Raw genomic sequence first — 17,063 nt, 5'->3', positions numbered from 1 at the left:
CACGCAGGAAGCAGCGATGAGAACCCACGCCCCTTACGAACTGGTCTTCTCCCCGGACGGCGGTCCTGGTGCATGTCGTCTGGGTGCCCGATCGGAACTCAGGGACCTGGCGGCCCCCCGGTCCACGGCGACGAAAGCGGGAACCTCCAGGCGGAGACCGGTGGTCCGGCCAGGCAGGCGCATGACTGTCCGTTCCTGCCAGAAGGGCGCAATCCTGGATTTAGTGCCCGATTGCGTCGCAGGCGGCACACGCGGACGCGATCGGCGACCACACGGAGGTCCTACAGCCGATGACCAGTCCCGAGCACGGAACAGCAGGCGCCCGCGACACCACCGAGGGCCATATCTACACGATCACCGGCGGCGACTGGGACGAACTTCTGGCCGCGGCGGAGAAGGCGGACGACGAACGGATCATCGTGAACATGGGTCCGCAGCACCCGTCCACGCACGGCGTGCTGCGCCTGGTCCTGGAGATCGACGGCGAGACGGTGCGCGAGGCCCGCTGCGGCATCGGCTACCTGCACACCGGCATCGAGAAGAACATGGAGTTCCGCACGTGGGTGCAGGGCACGACGTTCGTGACCCGCATGGACTACCTGATGCCGCTGTTCAACGAGACGGCCTACTGCCTGGCGGTGGAGAAGCTGCTCGGGATCACCGCCGACGTGCCGGAGCGGGCGAGCGTCATCCGCGTGATGATGATGGAGCTCAACCGGATCTCCTCGCATCTGGTGGCCGTCGCCGCGGGCGGGATGGAGATCGGCTCCACCACGCTGATGGTCTACGGCTTTCGCGACCGGGAGGTCATCCTCGACATCTTCGAGCTGGTCACCGGCCTGCGCATGAACCACGGCTACGTCCGCCCCGGCGGGCTCGCGGAAGATCTTCCCCCGGGCGCGCTGGACCAGATCCGCGAGGGCGTGAGGCTGCTGCGCCAGCGGATGCCCGAGTACGACAAACTGGCGACCGACAACCCGGCCTTCAAGGCCCGCCTGGTCGACGTCGGCTACCTGGACCTTTCCGGCTGCATGGCGCTCGGCGCGACCGGTCCGATCCTGCGGGCCACCGGCCTGCCGCACGACCTGCGCAAAACGCAGCCCTACTGCGGCTACGAGAGTTACGACTTCGAGGTCGAGACCGCCGACACCTGCGACTCCTACGGCCGGTTTCTGATCCGGCTGCACGAGATGGAGCAGTCGCTGCGGATCGTGGAGCAGTGCCTGGAGCAGCTCAAGGGCGACGGGCCGACCGGCGTCGGCGGCAGCGTGATGGTCGCGGACAAGAAGATCGCGTGGCCGGCGCAGCTCTCACTTGGCGCGGACGGGCTGGGCAACTCCCTGGATTACATCCGCAAGATCATGGGGGAGTCCATGGAGGCGCTGATCTACCACTTCAAGCTGGTGACGGAGGGCTTCCACGTCCCGCCGGGGCAGGCCTACGCGGCGGTCGAATCGCCGCGAGGCGAGCTGGGCGTGCACGTCGTCTCCGACGGCGGCACCCGGCCGTACCGGGTGCACTTCCGCGACCCCAGCTTCACCAACCTGCAGGCGATGGCCGCGATGTGCGAGGGCGGGCAGGTCGCGGACGTCATCGTCGCGGTGGCGAGCATCGACCCGGTGATGGGAGGCGTGGACCGGTGAGAGCCACGCAAGTGTGGTCGTCTTGTGCGCGGTTCCCGGCCGTGAGCCGGTAGCCCGGTACAGCAGCTCATCGATCCAGACCCACCGGTCGGCCGAACTGCCCAGCCCGGGCGCGAACCGAGACTTACGACGTGGCGGTGCACCTTCAGCACTGCGAGGGCGGCGGCTGTCTCGGGCTGGCCCTTGTAACCGGCGGTGCGGTGCGGTGGGCGGTGCGGATGGCGGCGATGGCCTGCTCGATGATGGACGGCGCCTTGGCGAGGTCGGCAAGGAGCGACACGTACTCGGCGAGGGGCTGCGCGGTTGCGGGCAGTGGAGTGCGGTCGTGCTCGGCGCACCAGGCGATGAAGTCGCGCCCCTGTCGCTCGTAGGCCCGGCAGGTGTTGGCCGGCATCGAGCGCTGTACGGGAGCGGTGCACTCCTCCCTCGGGATTCGGCGAGGCGCTGCGGCTGGCGCGAGAGCACGCTGGCCTGTCTCAGGGGGAAGTGGCGGCGGCCGTCGGCGTACGGGCCGACTACGTCTCGAAGTTGGAACGAGGTCTCCGCTGCCCGTCAGCGAGAGTCGCGAGCGCCCTGGCACGCGTGTTGCGTCCCAAGGCGCAGGCTGCCGAGCTGCTCGCAGCGGTGGCCGTGAATAACGCCGGCCGAGATCACCGCGCACGTCGTGGTGAAATTCCTTGCGCTGCCGCCTGAATCCCAGAGAGCGGACGAATAGAGGCTGCACGGGCTCAAGTTGACGCCAAGTGCTACTGCTCTTGATCAATCCCTTCAGCTGTAGATCATGGTCGGGGTCGTAGTTCGTCGATCTCGTAGGGCGGGTAACTGGCGTGTATGCAGGTCGAGTTGCTGGACGTTGTGGGCGCGGTGTCGGACCGGGAGTGGGCGGAGGAGTGGGCTGGGCAGTTGGATGACCTGCTGTTGGAGGTCGGCCGGTTCTTCCCCCGGGTGGGCGTGCGGTGTCGGGCTGCGGCGTGTGTGCGGGGCTTGTTGGGGCCGGTCTCGCGGAAGAACGGCTGGCAGTTGGCGGAGTACGCCGGCGACGGTGCGCCGTGGAATCAGCAGCATCTGCTGGACCGTGCGCGTTGGGACGTGGAGGGGATGCGGGACTTTACGCGGCGTCACGTGGTCGCGGCGCTGGCGGATGATGGGGAGGGCGCGGGGCCGGGCGGGGCGGGAGTGCTGGTGGTGGACGAGACCGGGTTCGCCAAGCGCGGCACGGCTTCGGCGGGGGTGGCCAGGCAGTATTCCGGGGCGCTGGGGGTGTCTTCCCCTGCCAGGTCGGGGTGATGGCCGCGTGGGCGACCGGAGCCGGTCAGGCGTTGATCGACCGGGAGTTGTACCTGCCGAAGGAGTGGACAGGCGACCCGGCGCGCTGCCGGGCCGCGCACGTGCCCGAGGACCGCGCTTTCATGACCAAGCCGCGGCTGGCCGAGGCGATGATCGAGCGGGCGCTGCCCGACCTGCCCCAGGGCGAAGGAGCAGTGTGGGTAGCGGCGGACGAGGTCTACGGGCGAGAAAAGGCCTTCCGCTCCTTCCTCGAGGAACATCACTTGCCCTACGTGGTAGCGGTCCAGGCGAACACGCCGGTACTGGCACGCCCGGGATGGAGGCATGCGGGACGGCTGGTGGAGCGCGTCGCCCAGGAGGAGGACTGGGTTCAGCTACCAGCCGGGCCCTCCCAGCTGGACACCCGCGTCTGGCAGTGGTGGGCACGCCGGATCATCGACCCGGGCGAGCCGGTCGGCGACGAGGCCTGGGCACGATGGATCATCGCGCGCCGCCGCCCCGAGGAACCAGCCAAGCGCGACTACTACCTGGGCTGGGGACCACCCGGGACAGCGATGGAAGACCTGGTGCTGGTCCCGGGAGCACGCTGGCGGGTGGAAGAAGCGATCAAGCTGGCGAAATCCGCCTGCGGACTGGCCGACTACGAGGTCCGCTCCTACCACGGCTGGTACCGGCACATCACCCTCGCCCAGCTCGCCGCCGCCTTCCTGGCCGGCTGCGACGCCCAAGCCGCCCGGGAACAGGGCCCACTGGCCTCCACCCGCTTCGGCCAAGACCAGCCCACACTGACCGGCGACCAGAGAGGGGGACCACGATGACCCCACCGGCACCCCGGCCCCCGTCCGCTTCACGGCCTTCGAGATCCAACGCCTGATCATCCTGCTCGCCCCGCAACCCGACCGGGCCGAGCGTATCCGGCACGGCCTGGCCTGGTCCGCCTACCGCCGCCTGCACCAGACCATCGCCCGCGCCTGCCACCGCCGCACCCGCGCACGACGACACATGGACCGGTCCGCATCTCACGCGACGTCAGAAGTACCACAAGGACCATGATCTACAACTGAAGGGTCAATCACGGCAGCTGTAGTTCGTGATCACGTGGCTGCGGTGACCTCGTTCCAGCGGCGGTGACAGGCTGCGGCCCAGTGCTGGTGTCGGCGTCTCCATCTGGACCATCGCAGGATGTACTCGGGGTCGGCTGCGGGCTTTGGCAGGACGAAGGCCCGTAGGAGTCGCAGGAAGTCGGGGCAGCGGCGGGGTCGGGGCTCGATGCTCCGGCCCCGCCGCCGCCGTTTTCCCGAAGGCCCGCGATTCTGGTGAACCGAACCCCGGTTCGCGGCAATAGAGGGAGTGATGGACGACGACGAGCTGATCGCCCGCCTGGCCGGTGGCGACGAGAGTGCGCTCCGCGAGCTGTTCGGCCGGCATGCTCCGTGGCTGGCGGCCCGGCTGCGCACGGCGCTGCCGGCCCAGGACGTCGAGGACGTGCTGCAGGAGACGTTCCTGGCGGTGTGGCGCAGCGCCAAGGGCTACCGCCCTCAGGGATCGGCGGGCGGCTGGCTCTGGGTGATTGCCCGTCGGCAGGCCGCCGGGTGGCTGCGCCGCCACGGTCACGACGCCGGCCCGGTCGACACCGCCGTACTGGACGACGCGGCGTGGGACGACGCACTGGCGTCGGCGGGACGGGCCTGCGCCCGGGACCCGGCGGAGGCCGTGGTGGCTCGGGCCGACCTGGCCGCAGCCCTGGCGGCGCTCGGCCCAGAGGGCAGCCCCGAGCGGCAGGTCTGGCGGCTGCTGTATGTGGAGGATCAGCCGGTCGTTCGGGTGGCGCAGCTGATGGGTGTGCCCCAGGGCACGGTCAAGAGCCGGGCGCACCGGGTGCGGCGGTTGATGCGGACGGCGCTGACCGGGCGTGCGAGGCAGGAGGAGGGACTGTGATGGAGGTGCCACGTGATGCGGACGGTCCGGGCCTGGACGGCGTGGGCCTGCACGACGTGGACCTGGACCGGGTCTGGTTGGGCGTGGCCGCCCGGGTGTGGCGGCGTGAGCCCGGCCGGATGGAGCGTCTGGCCGCCCGGCTGCTGTGCTCGCCCGGCCTGGCCCGGGCGCTGCTGACTACCCCGTCGCTGCTGCTGCCCTGGCTGCTCGCCACGGTCGTGGTGCTCGGTGCCGGGGCCGTGGCCACCGCCGGGACCGGACAGCCGATGGTGGCGCTGGCCGCTCCCGGGCTGGCCGGGGCCGCGGTGGCCTACTCCTACGGACCCGGACTCGACCCGGCCTGGGAGCTGTCGCGCAGCATGGCGGTCAGCGACCGGATGGTGCTGCTGGCCCGGGTCCTCGCGGTGTTCGCCGTCAACTCCCTGCTGGCCCTGGCCGCCTCGGCGGTGTCGCCCACCGTGGCGGGCCTCGCCTTCGGCTGGCTGGTGCCGATGGCGGCGGTGTCCGCGCTCGCCCTGGCCGTGGCCACCGTCTCGGAGTCGGCGAACACCGGAGTGGGCGCGGCGCTGGCCGTCTGGACCATCACCGTGATCGGGGGCCAGTCCGCGACCGGGCAGCTTGCTGCCGCCGTTACCCGGTCCGCCCTCGTCCTCCCCTATCTGGCCGTCGCTGTCTGCAGCGTCGCCGTCGTGCTGCACACCACCAGGACCACGAAGGGAACCCCGTGAACATCGAGATCAGCGAACTCACCAGGCGGTTCGGCCGCACCCGGGCGGTGGACGGCGTGGACCTGAGCACCGGAACCGGCGTGTTCGGCCTGCTGGGCCCCAACGGCGCGGGGAAGACCTCACTGCTGCGGATGCTGGCCACGGTCATCCCGCCGAGCTCAGGCAGCATGCGGCTGCTGGACCGGGACCCCTCCGGACACGGACCGCGCCGGGAGATCCGGCGCAAGCTCGGCTACCTGCCGCAGAACCTGGGCTACTACCCGGGGTTCACCGTGGTGGAGTTCGTCGAGTACTTCGCGCTGCTCAAGGAGATGCCGCCGGGCCGGGTGCCCCGGGCGGTGGCCGGCGCCGTGGAGCGGGTCGGCCTGGGCGACCAGGCCAAGGCGAAGCTGCGCACCCTGTCCGGCGGGATGCTGCGCCGGGCCGGGATCGCCCAGGCGATCGTCAACGAACCCGAGCTGCTGCTCTTCGACGAGCCCACGGCCGGTCTCGACCCTGAGCAGCGGGTCGAGTTCCGCTCCCTGATCCGGGAGTTGGGGCAGCGCTCCACCGTCGTGGTCAGCACCCACCTGGTCGAGGACGTCGGCGCCGCCTGCGCCGACGTCGCCCTGATGCACCAGGGCAGGATTGCCTTCCAGGGCACCCCCGACGAACTCACCGCCCGCGGCGTCGGCCACGGCACCGGCGACGCACCCCTGGAGCGCGGCTACAGCGCGGTCCTCGCGGCGACACGGGCATGAGCGCCGTCACGCTCCCGGCGCGGAGCCCCAGGGGGCCGCGGAGCCCGAGGATCCCGACTGTGCTCAGACTCTCCGCCGGCCGGCTGCTGCGGCTGGAATTGCGTCGCAGCACGATGATGTGGATGGTGCCGCTGGCCCTGGTGGCCTTCTGGCTGGACACCTACCGCAGCAGCATGGCGCTTCCGGCCCTGTGGGGTTCGCGCACGCTGATCCTGCGTCAGGGCATGGCCGTGGACGACTTCGCCCCCTTCGTGGTGGGCGCGGCGGCCTGGGTCGGCGGCCGCGACCGCCGACGCGGCGTCGGCGAGCAGGTGGACATCACCCCGCTGCCGCGCTGGGCGGCACGGTCGGCCACCTGGGCCGCCACCGCCGGCTGGACGCTGGGGACCTATCTGGCCTGCGTGGGATTCCTCTACGGGATGACCGCCTGGCAGGGGGCCGCAGGCAGTCCGCTGTGGTGGCCGGTCGCGGTCGGCGCCGTGGCGCTGGCGGCGTTCAGCGCCCTGGGCTTCGCCCTCGGGGTGCTGGTCCCCAGCCGGTTCACCGCACCGCTGGCGGCGATCGTCACCGCCCTGGTGTTGCGGCAGACGCTGCGCAGCGGCGGCCGGTACGTCCTGCTCTCGCCGATGGCCTCACCCGCGTACTCGCTGGCCCCGCCCAAGGCCGACGCGGGGGTCTTCTATGCGTACCTGCCGGACCTGTCCATCACCCAACTGCTATTCCTCGGCGGTCTGACCGTCGCTGCGCTCGGCCTGCTGGGGGTGCAGGGCGTGTGCGGGGGACGCGTACTGCGTCGGGTGGCCGCGGCCGTCGTCGCGGTCGGGCTGGCCGCGTCCGGGACCGCAATCGCGCTGGTCGGGACCGCGCGGGTGGAGGCGAACGGCGTGGTCGTACCGGCTCTGCATGACGCGGCTGACGACCGGCCCATCGCCTACACCCCGGTGTGCGAGGGGTCCACGCTCCCGGTGTGCCTCAACCCGGTCTACCGGGCCTACCTGCCGACGCTGACCGTGGCCCTGGATCCGTTGGTGCGCGAGGTGGCCGGACTACCGGGGGCGCCGGTGCGGTTCACCCAGGTCAGCCTGTCGAGCCAGCACGCCGCACTCGCGAGGGCGATCGTCGCCGGATCGCCGCCCGTGGTCCAGCTGGCCCTGAACATCGGCTATGGCGGCGCGATGTGGATCGGGTCCGGTCCGCCGCGAGGGCAGGGGCTCTGCTGCACCTCGCAGCAGATGTGGTCCAGTGCCTCCCGGCTCACTGCGGAGGTGCTGCCCCCGGTCGCCGGGACGGTCGTAGACAGTCTGGTCGGCCACGCGGACCAGGCGCAGCAGGCGGTCTCGGTGGGGCTGCTGCGGGCGGTCGGGGTGCCGCTGGACAGCATGGCGGTCTTCGCCCAGCTCGACGGGACCACAGGGGTCGTACCGCAGCCCGGCACTCCGGCCTATGTCGCGGGCGCCCGCTTCGCCGCACTCTCTGCGGCCTACCGGCACGCCTGGCTGACCGACCACCTCGCCGAGCTGCGGGCCGGCCGCATCACGCTGGAGCAGCTGCCGTGACCGCCGTGACGCACCCGGTGGACCTGGCCGGGAGGCCGCGACCGGCCGGCCCCAGGCTGCTCCGGCTTCATCTGGTAAGCCGTCAGGTGCCGAGTGCGCTGGCTGCGTTGACCGCCTGCGCGGTGCTGCTGCGGGTCGCCCTGCAACTGCGCTGGATCCAGGGCGACAGTGCCACAGCCCAGCAGTTGCTGCTGCTGATCGAGTGCGGGGCCGCCTCGGTCGTCGCCGTCTCCGCACGGAACCCGTTCGGCGAGAGCGAGCGGACCACCGGCCACTGGCTGCCGCTGCTGCGTCTCGGCGCGGCCCTGCTGCTGAGTGGAGCCGCGGTCGGCGCCGTGATGCTCGGAGCCGTGGCCGCGCCGTTGCCGGGCGGCGGGCTGGAGGTGCTGCGCAATGTCGCCGGCCTAGCGGGTGTCGGGCTGCTCACCGCCGCGGCGCTCGGCGGCGCACTCGCCTGGGCCGGGCCACTGGCCTACACCGTGGTGGCCGAGTTCGCACTGTTCGAGGGCTGGCGGACCCCGTGGATGTGGGCCGGCCGACCGGCGCACGACACGGGTGGGTGGCTGTGCGCCGGTCTGGTCTTCGCCGCCGGGACGGCGGTGGTCGCGGTCCGCGGGCCACGCGACACCGGAGTCGAGTAGCCGGTGTCGTCGCTGTCGCTACCGCTGCTGGTGGCCCTCAGCGGCCCAGAGGGCTGGTTGCGGGCATGGGTGCGGCCACCGTGATCATGATCTTTTGTGACGACGAATCAGAGCGCGGTGGCCGTGCAGGTCACGGTCGCGCAGGCGGTGTGGCACGAAGGCGTCGGGGCGTTCACGGGGCTGGTGGCGGGATGCTTCCCGCGTCGTGAGACACGGCAGACGCTGCGGGAGGTGACCGAGGCGGTGCTGATGGGGCTGGAGCGGATCAACTGCTGGACGCTGGCCGAGGCGCTGGGGCACTGCGGACCGCACCGGCTGCAGCACTTCCTGTCCAGGGCGGTGTGGGACCACGAGGCCGTCCGCGATCAACTCGCCGTCTTCACGGTGGGCCACCTCGCCGACGACCAGGCAGTGCTGGTGGTGGACGAGACCGGCGACGAGAAGTCGTCCACCGACGCGGTGGGTGCCGCACGGCAGTACTCCGGCGCGCTGGGCAGGATCGGCCTGGCCCAGGTCGCCGGCCACCTCGCCTACGCCGGCCGGACCGGGCACGCGCTGATCGACCGCGCCCTGTACCTGACGAAGGACTGGGCCGCCGACGAGGAGCGGCGCGAGCTGACCGGCGTGCCCGAGGACCTGGCCTTCGCCACCAAGCCCCAACTGGCCGCCGACCTGCTGTCCCGTGTCCGCGCGGCCGGGCTGCCGGCCCGCTGGGTGGCCGCCGACGAGGTCTACGGCGGACACGCCCTGCGACAGCGGATACGCGAGCTCGGCTTCGACTACGCCCTCGCGGTCCCCGCCAGCCACCGCGTCACCACTCCCATCGGCCGCCTGCGCACCGCCGATGTACTGGCCAAGGTGCCCAAGCGGGCCTGGCAGAGGCTGCGGACCGGGCACGGCACCAAGGGCGACCGGCACTACGACTGGGCGGTGATCGAGATCACCGGCGACGACACCCCACCCGGCCACCAGGCCGGACACAGCCTCCTGCTCGTGCGCCGCCACCGCTACACCCGTGAACTGTCCTTCTACCGCTGCCACTCCAGCACCCCCGTCGCGCTGGCCGACCTCGTCCCGGTAGTGTGCTGCCGGTGGCGCGTCAAGGAGGACTTCCAGACCGCGAAGTCCCTGACCGGGCTGGACCAGGGGCAGGTGACCTGCTGGAACTCCTGGCACCGCTGGAGCCTGATCAGCATCATCGCCGCAGCCCTGCTGGCCGTGGGCCTCGCCCTGCACAGCGCCACGCCCTCCAGCGACGACAATCACGACCCCGACAATGAGCCCATGATCGCGCTCACCCGCCCCGAACTCCTGCGACTCCTACGGGCCTTCGTCCTGCCAAAGCCCGCGGCCGACCCCGAGAACATCCTGCGATGGTCCAGGTGGAGACGCCGACACCAGCACCGGGCCGCAGCCTGTCACCCACGGCAGCTGTAGATAGCTGCTGCTGAGCTTTCCGATCATGGTGTGGTGTCGGCGTACGCGTGCCAACGGCGGTGGCAGAGGCGGGCGCGGTGTTGATGGCGGCGGCGCCAGGTGGACCACCACAGCAGGTGTTCGGGGTCTCGTCGGGATGGCGGAAGGATCAAGGCCCGTAGCAGGCGGAGAAGTTCGTGGCTGCTGAGGGGGACGAGGTCGGCCTCGGCAGGATCGTTCCGGCCGGTCTGGGCGGCACGTTCGAGGGCAGCGGCGACGGCCAGGAAGGCGTAGGCGACCAGGGCGATCACGCTCCAGCGGTGCCAGGAGTTCCAGCAGGTGACCTGGCCTTTGTCGAGGTGGCAGACCTCCTTCGCATCCTGGAAGTCGTCCTCTACCCGCCACCTGCGGCACACCAGTGACACCAGTCTTGCCAGCGTCACCGGCCCGGGGGCGAAGCAGCGGTAGTAGGACACGGTGCGGGTATAGCGGTGCCGGCGGACCAGCAATACGGACGTCCCCGCGTCGCGGTCGTGTCCGTCGGGGGTGTCGTCGGCAGTGACCTCGATCATCGCCCAGTCGTAGTCGCGTATGCCCTTCTGCCCCGCGCCGGTCCGCATCCGCTGCCAGGCCCGCTTCGGCAGCCGGCTAGCGGCCTGGGTCACGCTCAGCTTCGCGGCCGGGGTGGTGACCTGGTGGTTGGAGCGCACTGCCACGACGTAGCCCAGGCCCAGCTCGCGGCAGGTGGTACGCAGCTCCCGCCCTCCGTAGACCTCGTCACCCAGGAAGAAGGATGCAGATATGCCCTGCTGACCGGCGGCGCGGAGCATGTGGGCCGCGAGTTGCGGCTTGCTTGCAAAGCACAGCTCGTCGGGAACACCGGTCAGTTCACGACGCTCCTCGTCGCCGGCCCACTCCCTGGTGAAGTACAGGCGCCGGTCGATCAGGCAGTGCCCGGCGGCCGTGGCGAAGGTGAGGTGCACCGCGACCTGGCACAGAGCCACGCCGCCGACCGAGCCGGAGTACTGGCGGGCCGCGGCCACCGCGTCGGTCGAGGACTTCGCGTCCCCCGTCTCATCCGCGATCAGGACCCCGTCGCCGTCGTCGAGCAGGTCCACGGCCCAGTCCGCCGTCCGCTCGAGCACCGCTTGTTCGTCCCATACCGCGCGGGACAGCAGATGGTGCAGGCGGTGCGGGCCCCGCTCACCGATCGCTTCGGCCAGGCTCCAGCAGTTGACGTCCTCGAGCTCCATCAGCATGCCCCTAGTCATCCGCGCGAACGTCTCCCTGCTCTCGGAGCGGGCGAAGCAGTCGGACAACGAGGCCAACAAGGCCCCGAACGCGGCCTCGTGGCCCTCATGGTCTACCGTGGTCGAAGCGGCCGTCTCGTCCTGATGTTGCGTCACACCACGTCATGATCGAGGCGGCCGTCCTCACGCCCACACCCACGCCTGTCACCCCGCTGACCAGCCGCGATGAATACCAGGCAGAGCTATCTACAGCTGCCGTGTCACCGCCGCTGGAACGAGGTCACCGCAGCCACATGATCACGAACTACAGCTGCCGTGACTGCCCCTTCAGTTGGAGATCAGCGGCCCCGCTGTAGTTCCTCGGTCATCGTGTGGGGGTAACTGCCTTGTATGAAGGCGGAGTTACTGGACATTATGCCGGAGATCACCGATCGGGAGCGGGCCGAGGAGTTCTCCGATCAGTTGGAGAACCTGCTGGTGGAGGTTGGCGGGATCTTCCCGCGGGCGGATCTGCGGATGCGGGCCGCGCGGTGCATCCGCGGCCTGCTCTCCCCGGTGTCACGCAAGAATGGCTGGCAGCTTGCCGAGTACGGCGGCGACGCCGAGCCGTGGGGGCAGCAGCATCTGCTGGACCGCTCGGTCTGGGACGTCGATGCGCTGCGGGACTTCACCCGACGCTACGTCATCGATGGCCTGGACGACGGCGGGAGGGGAGCTGGGCCCGGCGGAGCGGGGGTTTTGGTGGTCGACGAGACCGGCTTCGCCAAGAAGGGCCGGGCCTCGGTCGGGGTGGCCAGGCAGTACTCCGGCACGCTCGGCGGGGTCTTCCCGTGCCAGATCGGGGTGATGGCCGCCTGGGCCACCGGACGCGGGCAGGCACTGATCGACCGGGAGATCTACCAGCCCCGGGAATGGACCGAGGACCGGGCCCGCTGCCGCGCCGCACACGTCCCCGACACCGTCGGTTTCGCCACCAAGCCCCGCCTGGCCGAGCAGATGATCGCCCGTACGCTGCCCAACCTTCCCGAGGACCGGGTGTGGGTGGCCGCCGATGAGGTCTATGGACGCGACGGCGCCTTCCGCGTCTTCCTGGAGGAGCACCATCTGCCCTACGCGGTGAACGTGCAGGCCAACCACACGGTGCTGCCCCGTCCCGGCTGGCGGCACGCCGCGAGGCTGGTGGAGCGGCACGCCGCCGAGGACGACTGGGTCACCCTGCCGGCCGGCCCCTCCCAGCTCGACTCCCGCGTCTGGCAGTGGTGGGTACGCCGTATCCCCGACCCTGAGGCGGAGACCGGCGACGGGGCGTGGGCGCGGTGGTTCATCGCCCGGCGACGGCCGCAGACCCCCACCGGGCGCGACTACTACCTGGCCTGGGGCCCGCCCGAGACCACCGTGGAAGAGCTGGTCTGTGTACCCGGGGCCCGCTGGCGAGTGGAGGAAGCGATCAAGCTCGCGAAGTCGGCCGCCGGGATGGCCGATTACGAGGTGCGTTCCTTCCACGGCTGGTACCGGCACATCACCCTGGCCCAGCTGGCCGCGGCCTTCCTGGCTGTCCAGGCCGCGGCCGCCACCCGCGACGAGGAGCCCGCCCCCGGCCCCGACCGCGTCGCGGAGATCCTGCACGCCAGCTTGGACACGCCTCCCGGCCACACAGGGGGACCTCGCCGATCCCACCAGCCCTACCGGCACCGCCGCTATCGCGTTCACGGCGTATGAAATCGCCCGACTGCTGTGGGTGATGGCACCCCAGCCCACCCCGGCCGAGCGGATCCGCCACGGCCTGCACTGGTCCTGGTGGCGACGCTGCCACCAGGCCGTCGCCCGCGCCTGTCACAGGCGGCGCAACCATGCCCGCGAAGCCGAACACCCCACGGCACGGCCGCCACCCACCGGTCCTCAAACTACAGCGGGGCCACTGATCTCCAACTGAAGGGACTGCGCGACTTCATCGAGCAACAGATGCTCCGGCTCGGCATGAGGAACCTGCAGGCGTACTCGCCGTACAAGCGCTGAGGCGGCCTCGGAGCGCTGCGGAACGAGGGGACGGACGCGCTCGTGTTGGCACGTCCCTATTGCTTGGCCAGTTCAGACTTATGGGGCCTTGCGGGTTGCCCCGGAGGACCGCGCTTGCCGTGCCCGGCCGTCACCTTGGTGGCCGGGTGCAGCAGGCCGCGGCTGTGGAGGTACGGTGTCCCGTCTTCACGGTTCGGTCACAACGATGCAGCCTCTCGTGCGCGGCTGCCTCTGTGGTCGCACGCACCTACAGCACTGCCTAGGGGGGCCTCGTGCGCCGCTACATCCTGCCCATCGCCGCCATCCTGCTGGCCGCCGCCTGCGGGACTAGCACCAATCAGGCTGGGCCGGCGCCTTCACACGGCTCGTCCCGGCCGGTCGCGAAGGCGAAGCATTCCGCTGCTCCGGTCGCCAAGCCGAAGCCGAGTTCGGCCAAGCCGAAGCCGAAGTCGTCCCGGTCGCCCAAGACATGCTCGCCCACTCGGGACATCATCGTGTGGACGAAGACACCCGGCGTGCCCGACAGCGCGCAGGAACTGGGGAATTACAACCTGGCGACCTGCGAGTCCACGTTCCAGTGGCTGCAGAAGACGTCACCGACCGAGGCCGGGAACTGCACTGAGGCGGCGTGGGCGTCCGACAACCCGGGCTACAACACGGACGCCGAGCCCGCTCCGCGTCCCAAGAAGGTTCAGGTGAGCATCGGTCCCGCCTGCTGAGGCGGAGATCCAGGGAACGAGCGTCTACGCTGCCGCTGTCCCGCCGTCAGCGTGCTAGGGACCGCCGGGGCCTCCAATGGGCCTCGGCTCCTTCACGTTCTGGCCAACAACGTCGCCGGCCCCCTGCGCTGCTGCCACGCTGTGGGCACGCGTCTACCGCACTACCAGGGGGGAATCGTGCGCCGTACCGCCTCCGCCGCCGTCCTGCTTGCTGTCTGCCTGCCGCTCGCCGCCTGCTCCAGCGGCCGATCCGTGTCCCGGCCGCAGCCGGCAGGGCATGCATCGGCCTCCTCAAGCGCCATGCCGAGCGCCGCCAGCCTGAATGAGGACTCCACGTGCGCGGACTATCTCCACGCCAGTGAAGCCGCACGTGCGAGCCTCATCGAGCACGAGATGCAGATACATCAGCCGCAGACGAACGCACCCATCACCCTGCCGTCCGAGTTCGCCCCGAGCGGCAAGCCGACGACCGTTAACGGCAACACGATCGCGAACAGGATGGGCGCCTCCTTCCTCCTTCCCATCCTCGACAGCGACTGCCCTCACAAGCCTTCCGCCAAGGTGGTCAGCCTGATGGCCCCGGCTTGGACGTCCAGCCCGAGCCCGTGACAGCCCTGTTTCAGGCTCCGTTGGGGTCTAGAAGGCTCATCTCTCGCTTGAGTGCCGCCATCTGCTCGCCGGTGGGGTACTGCGTGCCCGTCCCGCTCTGGGTGCTCGGGACTGTCGGGCCGTCGGGTAGGACCTCAGATCCGCTAGTTTGCTGCTGCTTTCAGACCGGCAAGGGAAGTAGGCCATGACGACTGACGTACTGCCGTTCTCCGGGTGCCTGCACGCCACACCCGGTCAGAAGACCTGGCCCGTGGCAGAGCGCTGCAGCCGCCGACGCACGAACGGAGCGCAGTGCAAGGCGAAGAGGACGATTTGGCCTACTGCTCACATCGCGGCGTCTGACCCTCAGTCGTGCTGGAAGCACATGAGCGAGCAGGAGCAGCGGGACTGCAACCGCGGCCGTGCGCAATGCCTTGGGGTAGAACCCCAGTGCGTGATCTGCGGCAAGGGCTGGGAGCGGATGACACGGCTGATTGTGATGCGGGGCGGCGCACTCATCTGCGATGAGTGCTTCGAGATTGCCACCGAGGAACTCCAAGCTGGCGAGCAGGCGGTGAGTCGTGAACGAGACTGAGCGCGCCGCCGTCGAGTTGGCGATCCGCTACGAACGGTCACAAGGCCGCCAGGTCACCTACGTCGGCGATGCCTGGCCCCCGGGGCTCTACGAAGAAGTCCGCGAGTGGGCCCAGGGGCGCCACCCGGGCGCCCGTAGCTTCACGTGCGACTTGGTGTCGCGCGATCCGGACGGCGACATCGCCCGATTGACCGAGGTGAAGGGCAAGGGAACGTGCCGCTCATCGGTTCCGATCCTCGACCGGCAGCGTGAGGCGATGCTCGACCTCGGGTCGGACTGGTGGTTGTACGTCGTGCTGGACTGCCAGACGGCCCCGGCCCTGGTCGTGGTCCGGGAGCCGCGCCGGCTGCCCTGGAAATTGATCACTCCTGCTCGGGACCTTCCAGAGGGGAAATACCGCGGAGTGCGAGACGAAGGCATATGGCACACGACGCCCACGGACGTGCTCGCCTTGGGGGAGCAGGTCGATGTCCCATCGTGATGCTGCGGTGCCCCCTAACCGCATAGGGGATGCGGTTGCCAGCCACTGAACTGGGCCTTTGTGAGGCGTTGGCACGCATGCGGCACGTCGGGGCAACACGCCGCGATGAGCGGAAGCGTGTGGCCGAGCCTCACCAGCCGGTGTAGCGTCGTGACCAGCAGTCGTGGTTCCGAAGTCTCGTTCGCCCGTGATCGCAATCGCGGGCGTTTTTGCTGTTCAACGCCTCTCCGGACCAGGGCGATCACCTCCGGATCCCGCACGATGCGAGACCCGATACGAGTCCCTTCGAAGGAGACAGGCATGACCAAGGGCACTGTGAAGTGGTTCAACGCGGAAAAGGGCTTCGGCTTCATCGAGCAGGAAGGCGGCGGCCCCGACGTCTTCGTCCACTACTCCGCGATCAACGCGAACGGCTTCCGCTCCCTCGAAGAGAACCAGCAGGTGAGCTTCGACGTGACCCAGGGCCCGAAGGGTCCGCAGGCGGAGAACGTCCAGCCCGCATAACAGCGCATGAGGGAGCCCCGGCTGGTGGATCCACCGGCCGGGTATGCGTCGGCTATCGCCCCGCCCCAGGCCTGTACGGTCCGGACGGCGGGGCGATGTGCATCGCGTAGCAGCCTGTGGCCACCGAGGCACCCGACCCATCCTCACGGTCCGGCAACAACCGCACGCGCTGTGTATACAACTGCCACCGTGGCCGCACGCAACTCCGCACCGCCAAGGGGCCCCGTGCGCCGCACCGTCCTGCCCATCGTCGCCATCCTGCTCACCGCCGCCTGCGGGGCCAGCGCCAATCACACCGGACCGGCGCCTTCACACAGCTCGTCCGGGCCGGCCGCGAAGAAGAAGCATTCCGCTGCTGCGCCCGCAAAGCACAAGCCGAGCTCGGCCAAGCCGAAGCCGTCCCAGTCGTCGAAGACGTGCTCGCCCACCCGCGACATCATCGTCTGGACGAAGACTCCCGGGCTCCCCGATAGCGCGCAGGAGCTGGGGAACTACAACCTGGAGACCTGCGAGTCCACGTTCCAGTGGCTGAAGCACGCGTCACCGACCGGCCCCGGGTATTGCACCGAAGCTGCGTGGGCGAGCGACAACCCGAACTACAACGTCGATGCCGAGCCTGCCAAGCGCCTCAAGAAGGTTCAGGTGACCATCGGCCCTGCCTGTTGAGGCCGTCTGCTTCGCGTCGAGAGAATCGGGGGAGAGCTGATGCGCATAGGTACGAAAATCGGGCCGATCGGCCTGGGCGTACGTGTGGGTGGCCTCCGCAGACGCGGGCGAGTCCCCGGACCGATCGGGGTCGTACTGATCCTGGCGTTCTTGTGGCTCGTGGGCACGGTGCTGAACCACATCTGACCGGACCGATACGGCACGACCGGGGCGCACAACCTAGCTGGCGAGCGTCCCCCGTTCGGCCGACAGCAGTCGCCGCTGGCGGTCAGTCGCGGTGTGCTGACACTGCGCC

Annotated in this window: 19 protein-coding genes; 17 read left to right on the top strand and 2 right to left on the bottom strand. The window is 70.1% G+C overall.

From position 1 onward, the window contains the following. Window positions 1–290: 290 nt before the first annotated feature. The gene (locus ACQEXA_RS18565) at window positions 291–1,643 is read left to right on the top strand and encodes an NADH-quinone oxidoreductase subunit D (protein ID WP_432933075.1); all 1,353 of its coding nucleotides are present in this window, start codon (window positions 291–293) and stop codon (window positions 1,641–1,643) included. A 145-nt stretch (window positions 1,644–1,788) separates the two neighbouring features. Here ACQEXA_RS18565 and ACQEXA_RS18560 read toward each other — a convergent pair whose 3' ends face one another. Next, window positions 1,789–2,037: a hypothetical protein gene (locus tag ACQEXA_RS18560; protein ID WP_432933077.1), complete on the bottom strand. Its 249-nt coding sequence runs from the start codon at window positions 2,035–2,037 to the stop codon at window positions 1,789–1,791. A 50-nt stretch (window positions 2,038–2,087) separates the two neighbouring features. Between ACQEXA_RS18560 and ACQEXA_RS18555 the strand changes: the two genes are divergently transcribed. The 9 genes from ACQEXA_RS18555 to ACQEXA_RS18515 all read left to right on the top strand — a co-directional run bounded on the left by ACQEXA_RS18555 (window position 2,088) and on the right by ACQEXA_RS18515 (window position 9,970). After that, the gene (locus ACQEXA_RS18555; protein WP_432939589.1) at window positions 2,088–2,336 is read left to right on the top strand and encodes a helix-turn-helix domain-containing protein; all 249 of its coding nucleotides are present in this window, start codon (window positions 2,088–2,090) and stop codon (window positions 2,334–2,336) included. Window positions 2,337–2,474: 138 nt separating this feature from the next. Then, on the top strand, window positions 2,475–2,930 hold the full coding sequence (locus tag ACQEXA_RS18550; RefSeq protein WP_433130584.1) for a transposase: 456 nt from the start codon (window positions 2,475–2,477) through the stop codon (window positions 2,928–2,930). After that, complete coding sequence (locus tag ACQEXA_RS18545) at window positions 2,930–3,748, top strand: IS701 family transposase (protein ID WP_433130583.1); 819 nt, start codon at window positions 2,930–2,932, stop codon at window positions 3,746–3,748. Before ACQEXA_RS18550 ends, ACQEXA_RS18545 begins: the two co-directional genes overlap by 1 nt. A gap of 535 nt (window positions 3,749–4,283) precedes the next feature. Beyond that, window positions 4,284–4,868: an RNA polymerase sigma factor gene (locus ACQEXA_RS18540; protein WP_432933081.1), complete on the top strand. Its 585-nt coding sequence runs from the start codon at window positions 4,284–4,286 to the stop codon at window positions 4,866–4,868. Then, a complete protein-coding gene (locus tag ACQEXA_RS18535; protein WP_432933083.1) occupies window positions 4,868–5,596 on the top strand; it encodes a hypothetical protein in 729 nt (242 codons plus the stop codon). The genes ACQEXA_RS18540 and ACQEXA_RS18535 overlap by 1 nt, the downstream gene beginning before the upstream one ends. Then, on the top strand, window positions 5,593–6,336 hold the full coding sequence (locus tag ACQEXA_RS18530; RefSeq protein WP_432933085.1) for an ABC transporter ATP-binding protein: 744 nt from the start codon (window positions 5,593–5,595) through the stop codon (window positions 6,334–6,336). The genes ACQEXA_RS18535 and ACQEXA_RS18530 overlap by 4 nt, the downstream gene beginning before the upstream one ends. A gap of 59 nt (window positions 6,337–6,395) precedes the next feature. Then, window positions 6,396–7,892: a hypothetical protein gene (locus ACQEXA_RS18525; protein ID WP_432933087.1), complete on the top strand. Its 1,497-nt coding sequence runs from the start codon at window positions 6,396–6,398 to the stop codon at window positions 7,890–7,892. Next, complete coding sequence (locus ACQEXA_RS18520) at window positions 7,889–8,533, top strand: hypothetical protein (RefSeq protein WP_432933089.1); 645 nt, start codon at window positions 7,889–7,891, stop codon at window positions 8,531–8,533. Before ACQEXA_RS18525 ends, ACQEXA_RS18520 begins: the two co-directional genes overlap by 4 nt. A gap of 96 nt (window positions 8,534–8,629) precedes the next feature. Next, the gene (locus tag ACQEXA_RS18515) at window positions 8,630–9,970 is read left to right on the top strand and encodes an IS701 family transposase (protein WP_432933091.1); all 1,341 of its coding nucleotides are present in this window, start codon (window positions 8,630–8,632) and stop codon (window positions 9,968–9,970) included. 23 nt (window positions 9,971–9,993) lie between these two features. Here ACQEXA_RS18515 and ACQEXA_RS18510 read toward each other — a convergent pair whose 3' ends face one another. Continuing rightward, a complete protein-coding gene (locus ACQEXA_RS18510; RefSeq protein WP_432933093.1) occupies window positions 9,994–11,355 on the bottom strand; it encodes an IS701 family transposase in 1,362 nt (453 codons plus the stop codon). A gap of 234 nt (window positions 11,356–11,589) precedes the next feature. Between ACQEXA_RS18510 and ACQEXA_RS18505 the strand changes: the two genes are divergently transcribed. The 7 genes from ACQEXA_RS18505 (at window position 11,590) to ACQEXA_RS18475 (ending at window position 16,768) form a co-directional block, all read left to right on the top strand. Then, a complete protein-coding gene (locus ACQEXA_RS18505; protein WP_432921201.1) occupies window positions 11,590–12,918 on the top strand; it encodes an IS701 family transposase in 1,329 nt (442 codons plus the stop codon). 569 nt (window positions 12,919–13,487) lie between these two features. Beyond that, the gene (locus tag ACQEXA_RS18500; RefSeq protein WP_433130581.1) at window positions 13,488–13,934 is read left to right on the top strand and encodes a hypothetical protein; all 447 of its coding nucleotides are present in this window, start codon (window positions 13,488–13,490) and stop codon (window positions 13,932–13,934) included. Between the two features lie 393 nt (window positions 13,935–14,327). After that, a complete protein-coding gene (locus tag ACQEXA_RS18495) occupies window positions 14,328–14,543 on the top strand; it encodes a hypothetical protein (RefSeq protein WP_433130579.1) in 216 nt (71 codons plus the stop codon). 364 nt (window positions 14,544–14,907) lie between these two features. Beyond that, window positions 14,908–15,117: a ClpX C4-type zinc finger protein gene (locus ACQEXA_RS18490; protein WP_432933104.1), complete on the top strand. Its 210-nt coding sequence runs from the start codon at window positions 14,908–14,910 to the stop codon at window positions 15,115–15,117. After that, complete coding sequence (locus ACQEXA_RS18485; RefSeq protein WP_432933106.1) at window positions 15,104–15,598, top strand: protein NO VEIN domain-containing protein; 495 nt, start codon at window positions 15,104–15,106, stop codon at window positions 15,596–15,598. Before ACQEXA_RS18490 ends, ACQEXA_RS18485 begins: the two co-directional genes overlap by 14 nt. Window positions 15,599–15,898: 300 nt before the next feature. After that, complete coding sequence (locus ACQEXA_RS18480) at window positions 15,899–16,102, top strand: cold-shock protein (protein ID WP_432933108.1); 204 nt, start codon at window positions 15,899–15,901, stop codon at window positions 16,100–16,102. 225 nt (window positions 16,103–16,327) lie between these two features. Continuing rightward, window positions 16,328–16,768, top strand: coding sequence for a hypothetical protein (locus tag ACQEXA_RS18475; protein ID WP_432933110.1), 441 nt, complete (start codon window positions 16,328–16,330; stop codon window positions 16,766–16,768). The last annotated feature ends 295 nt before the right edge of the window (window positions 16,769–17,063 follow it).

The organism is Streptomyces sp. CA-106110, assembly GCF_050936285.1.
Classification (GTDB): domain Bacteria; phylum Actinomycetota; class Actinomycetes; order Streptomycetales; family Streptomycetaceae; genus Streptomyces.
This window is presented reverse-complemented; position numbering and strand designations above follow the sequence as displayed.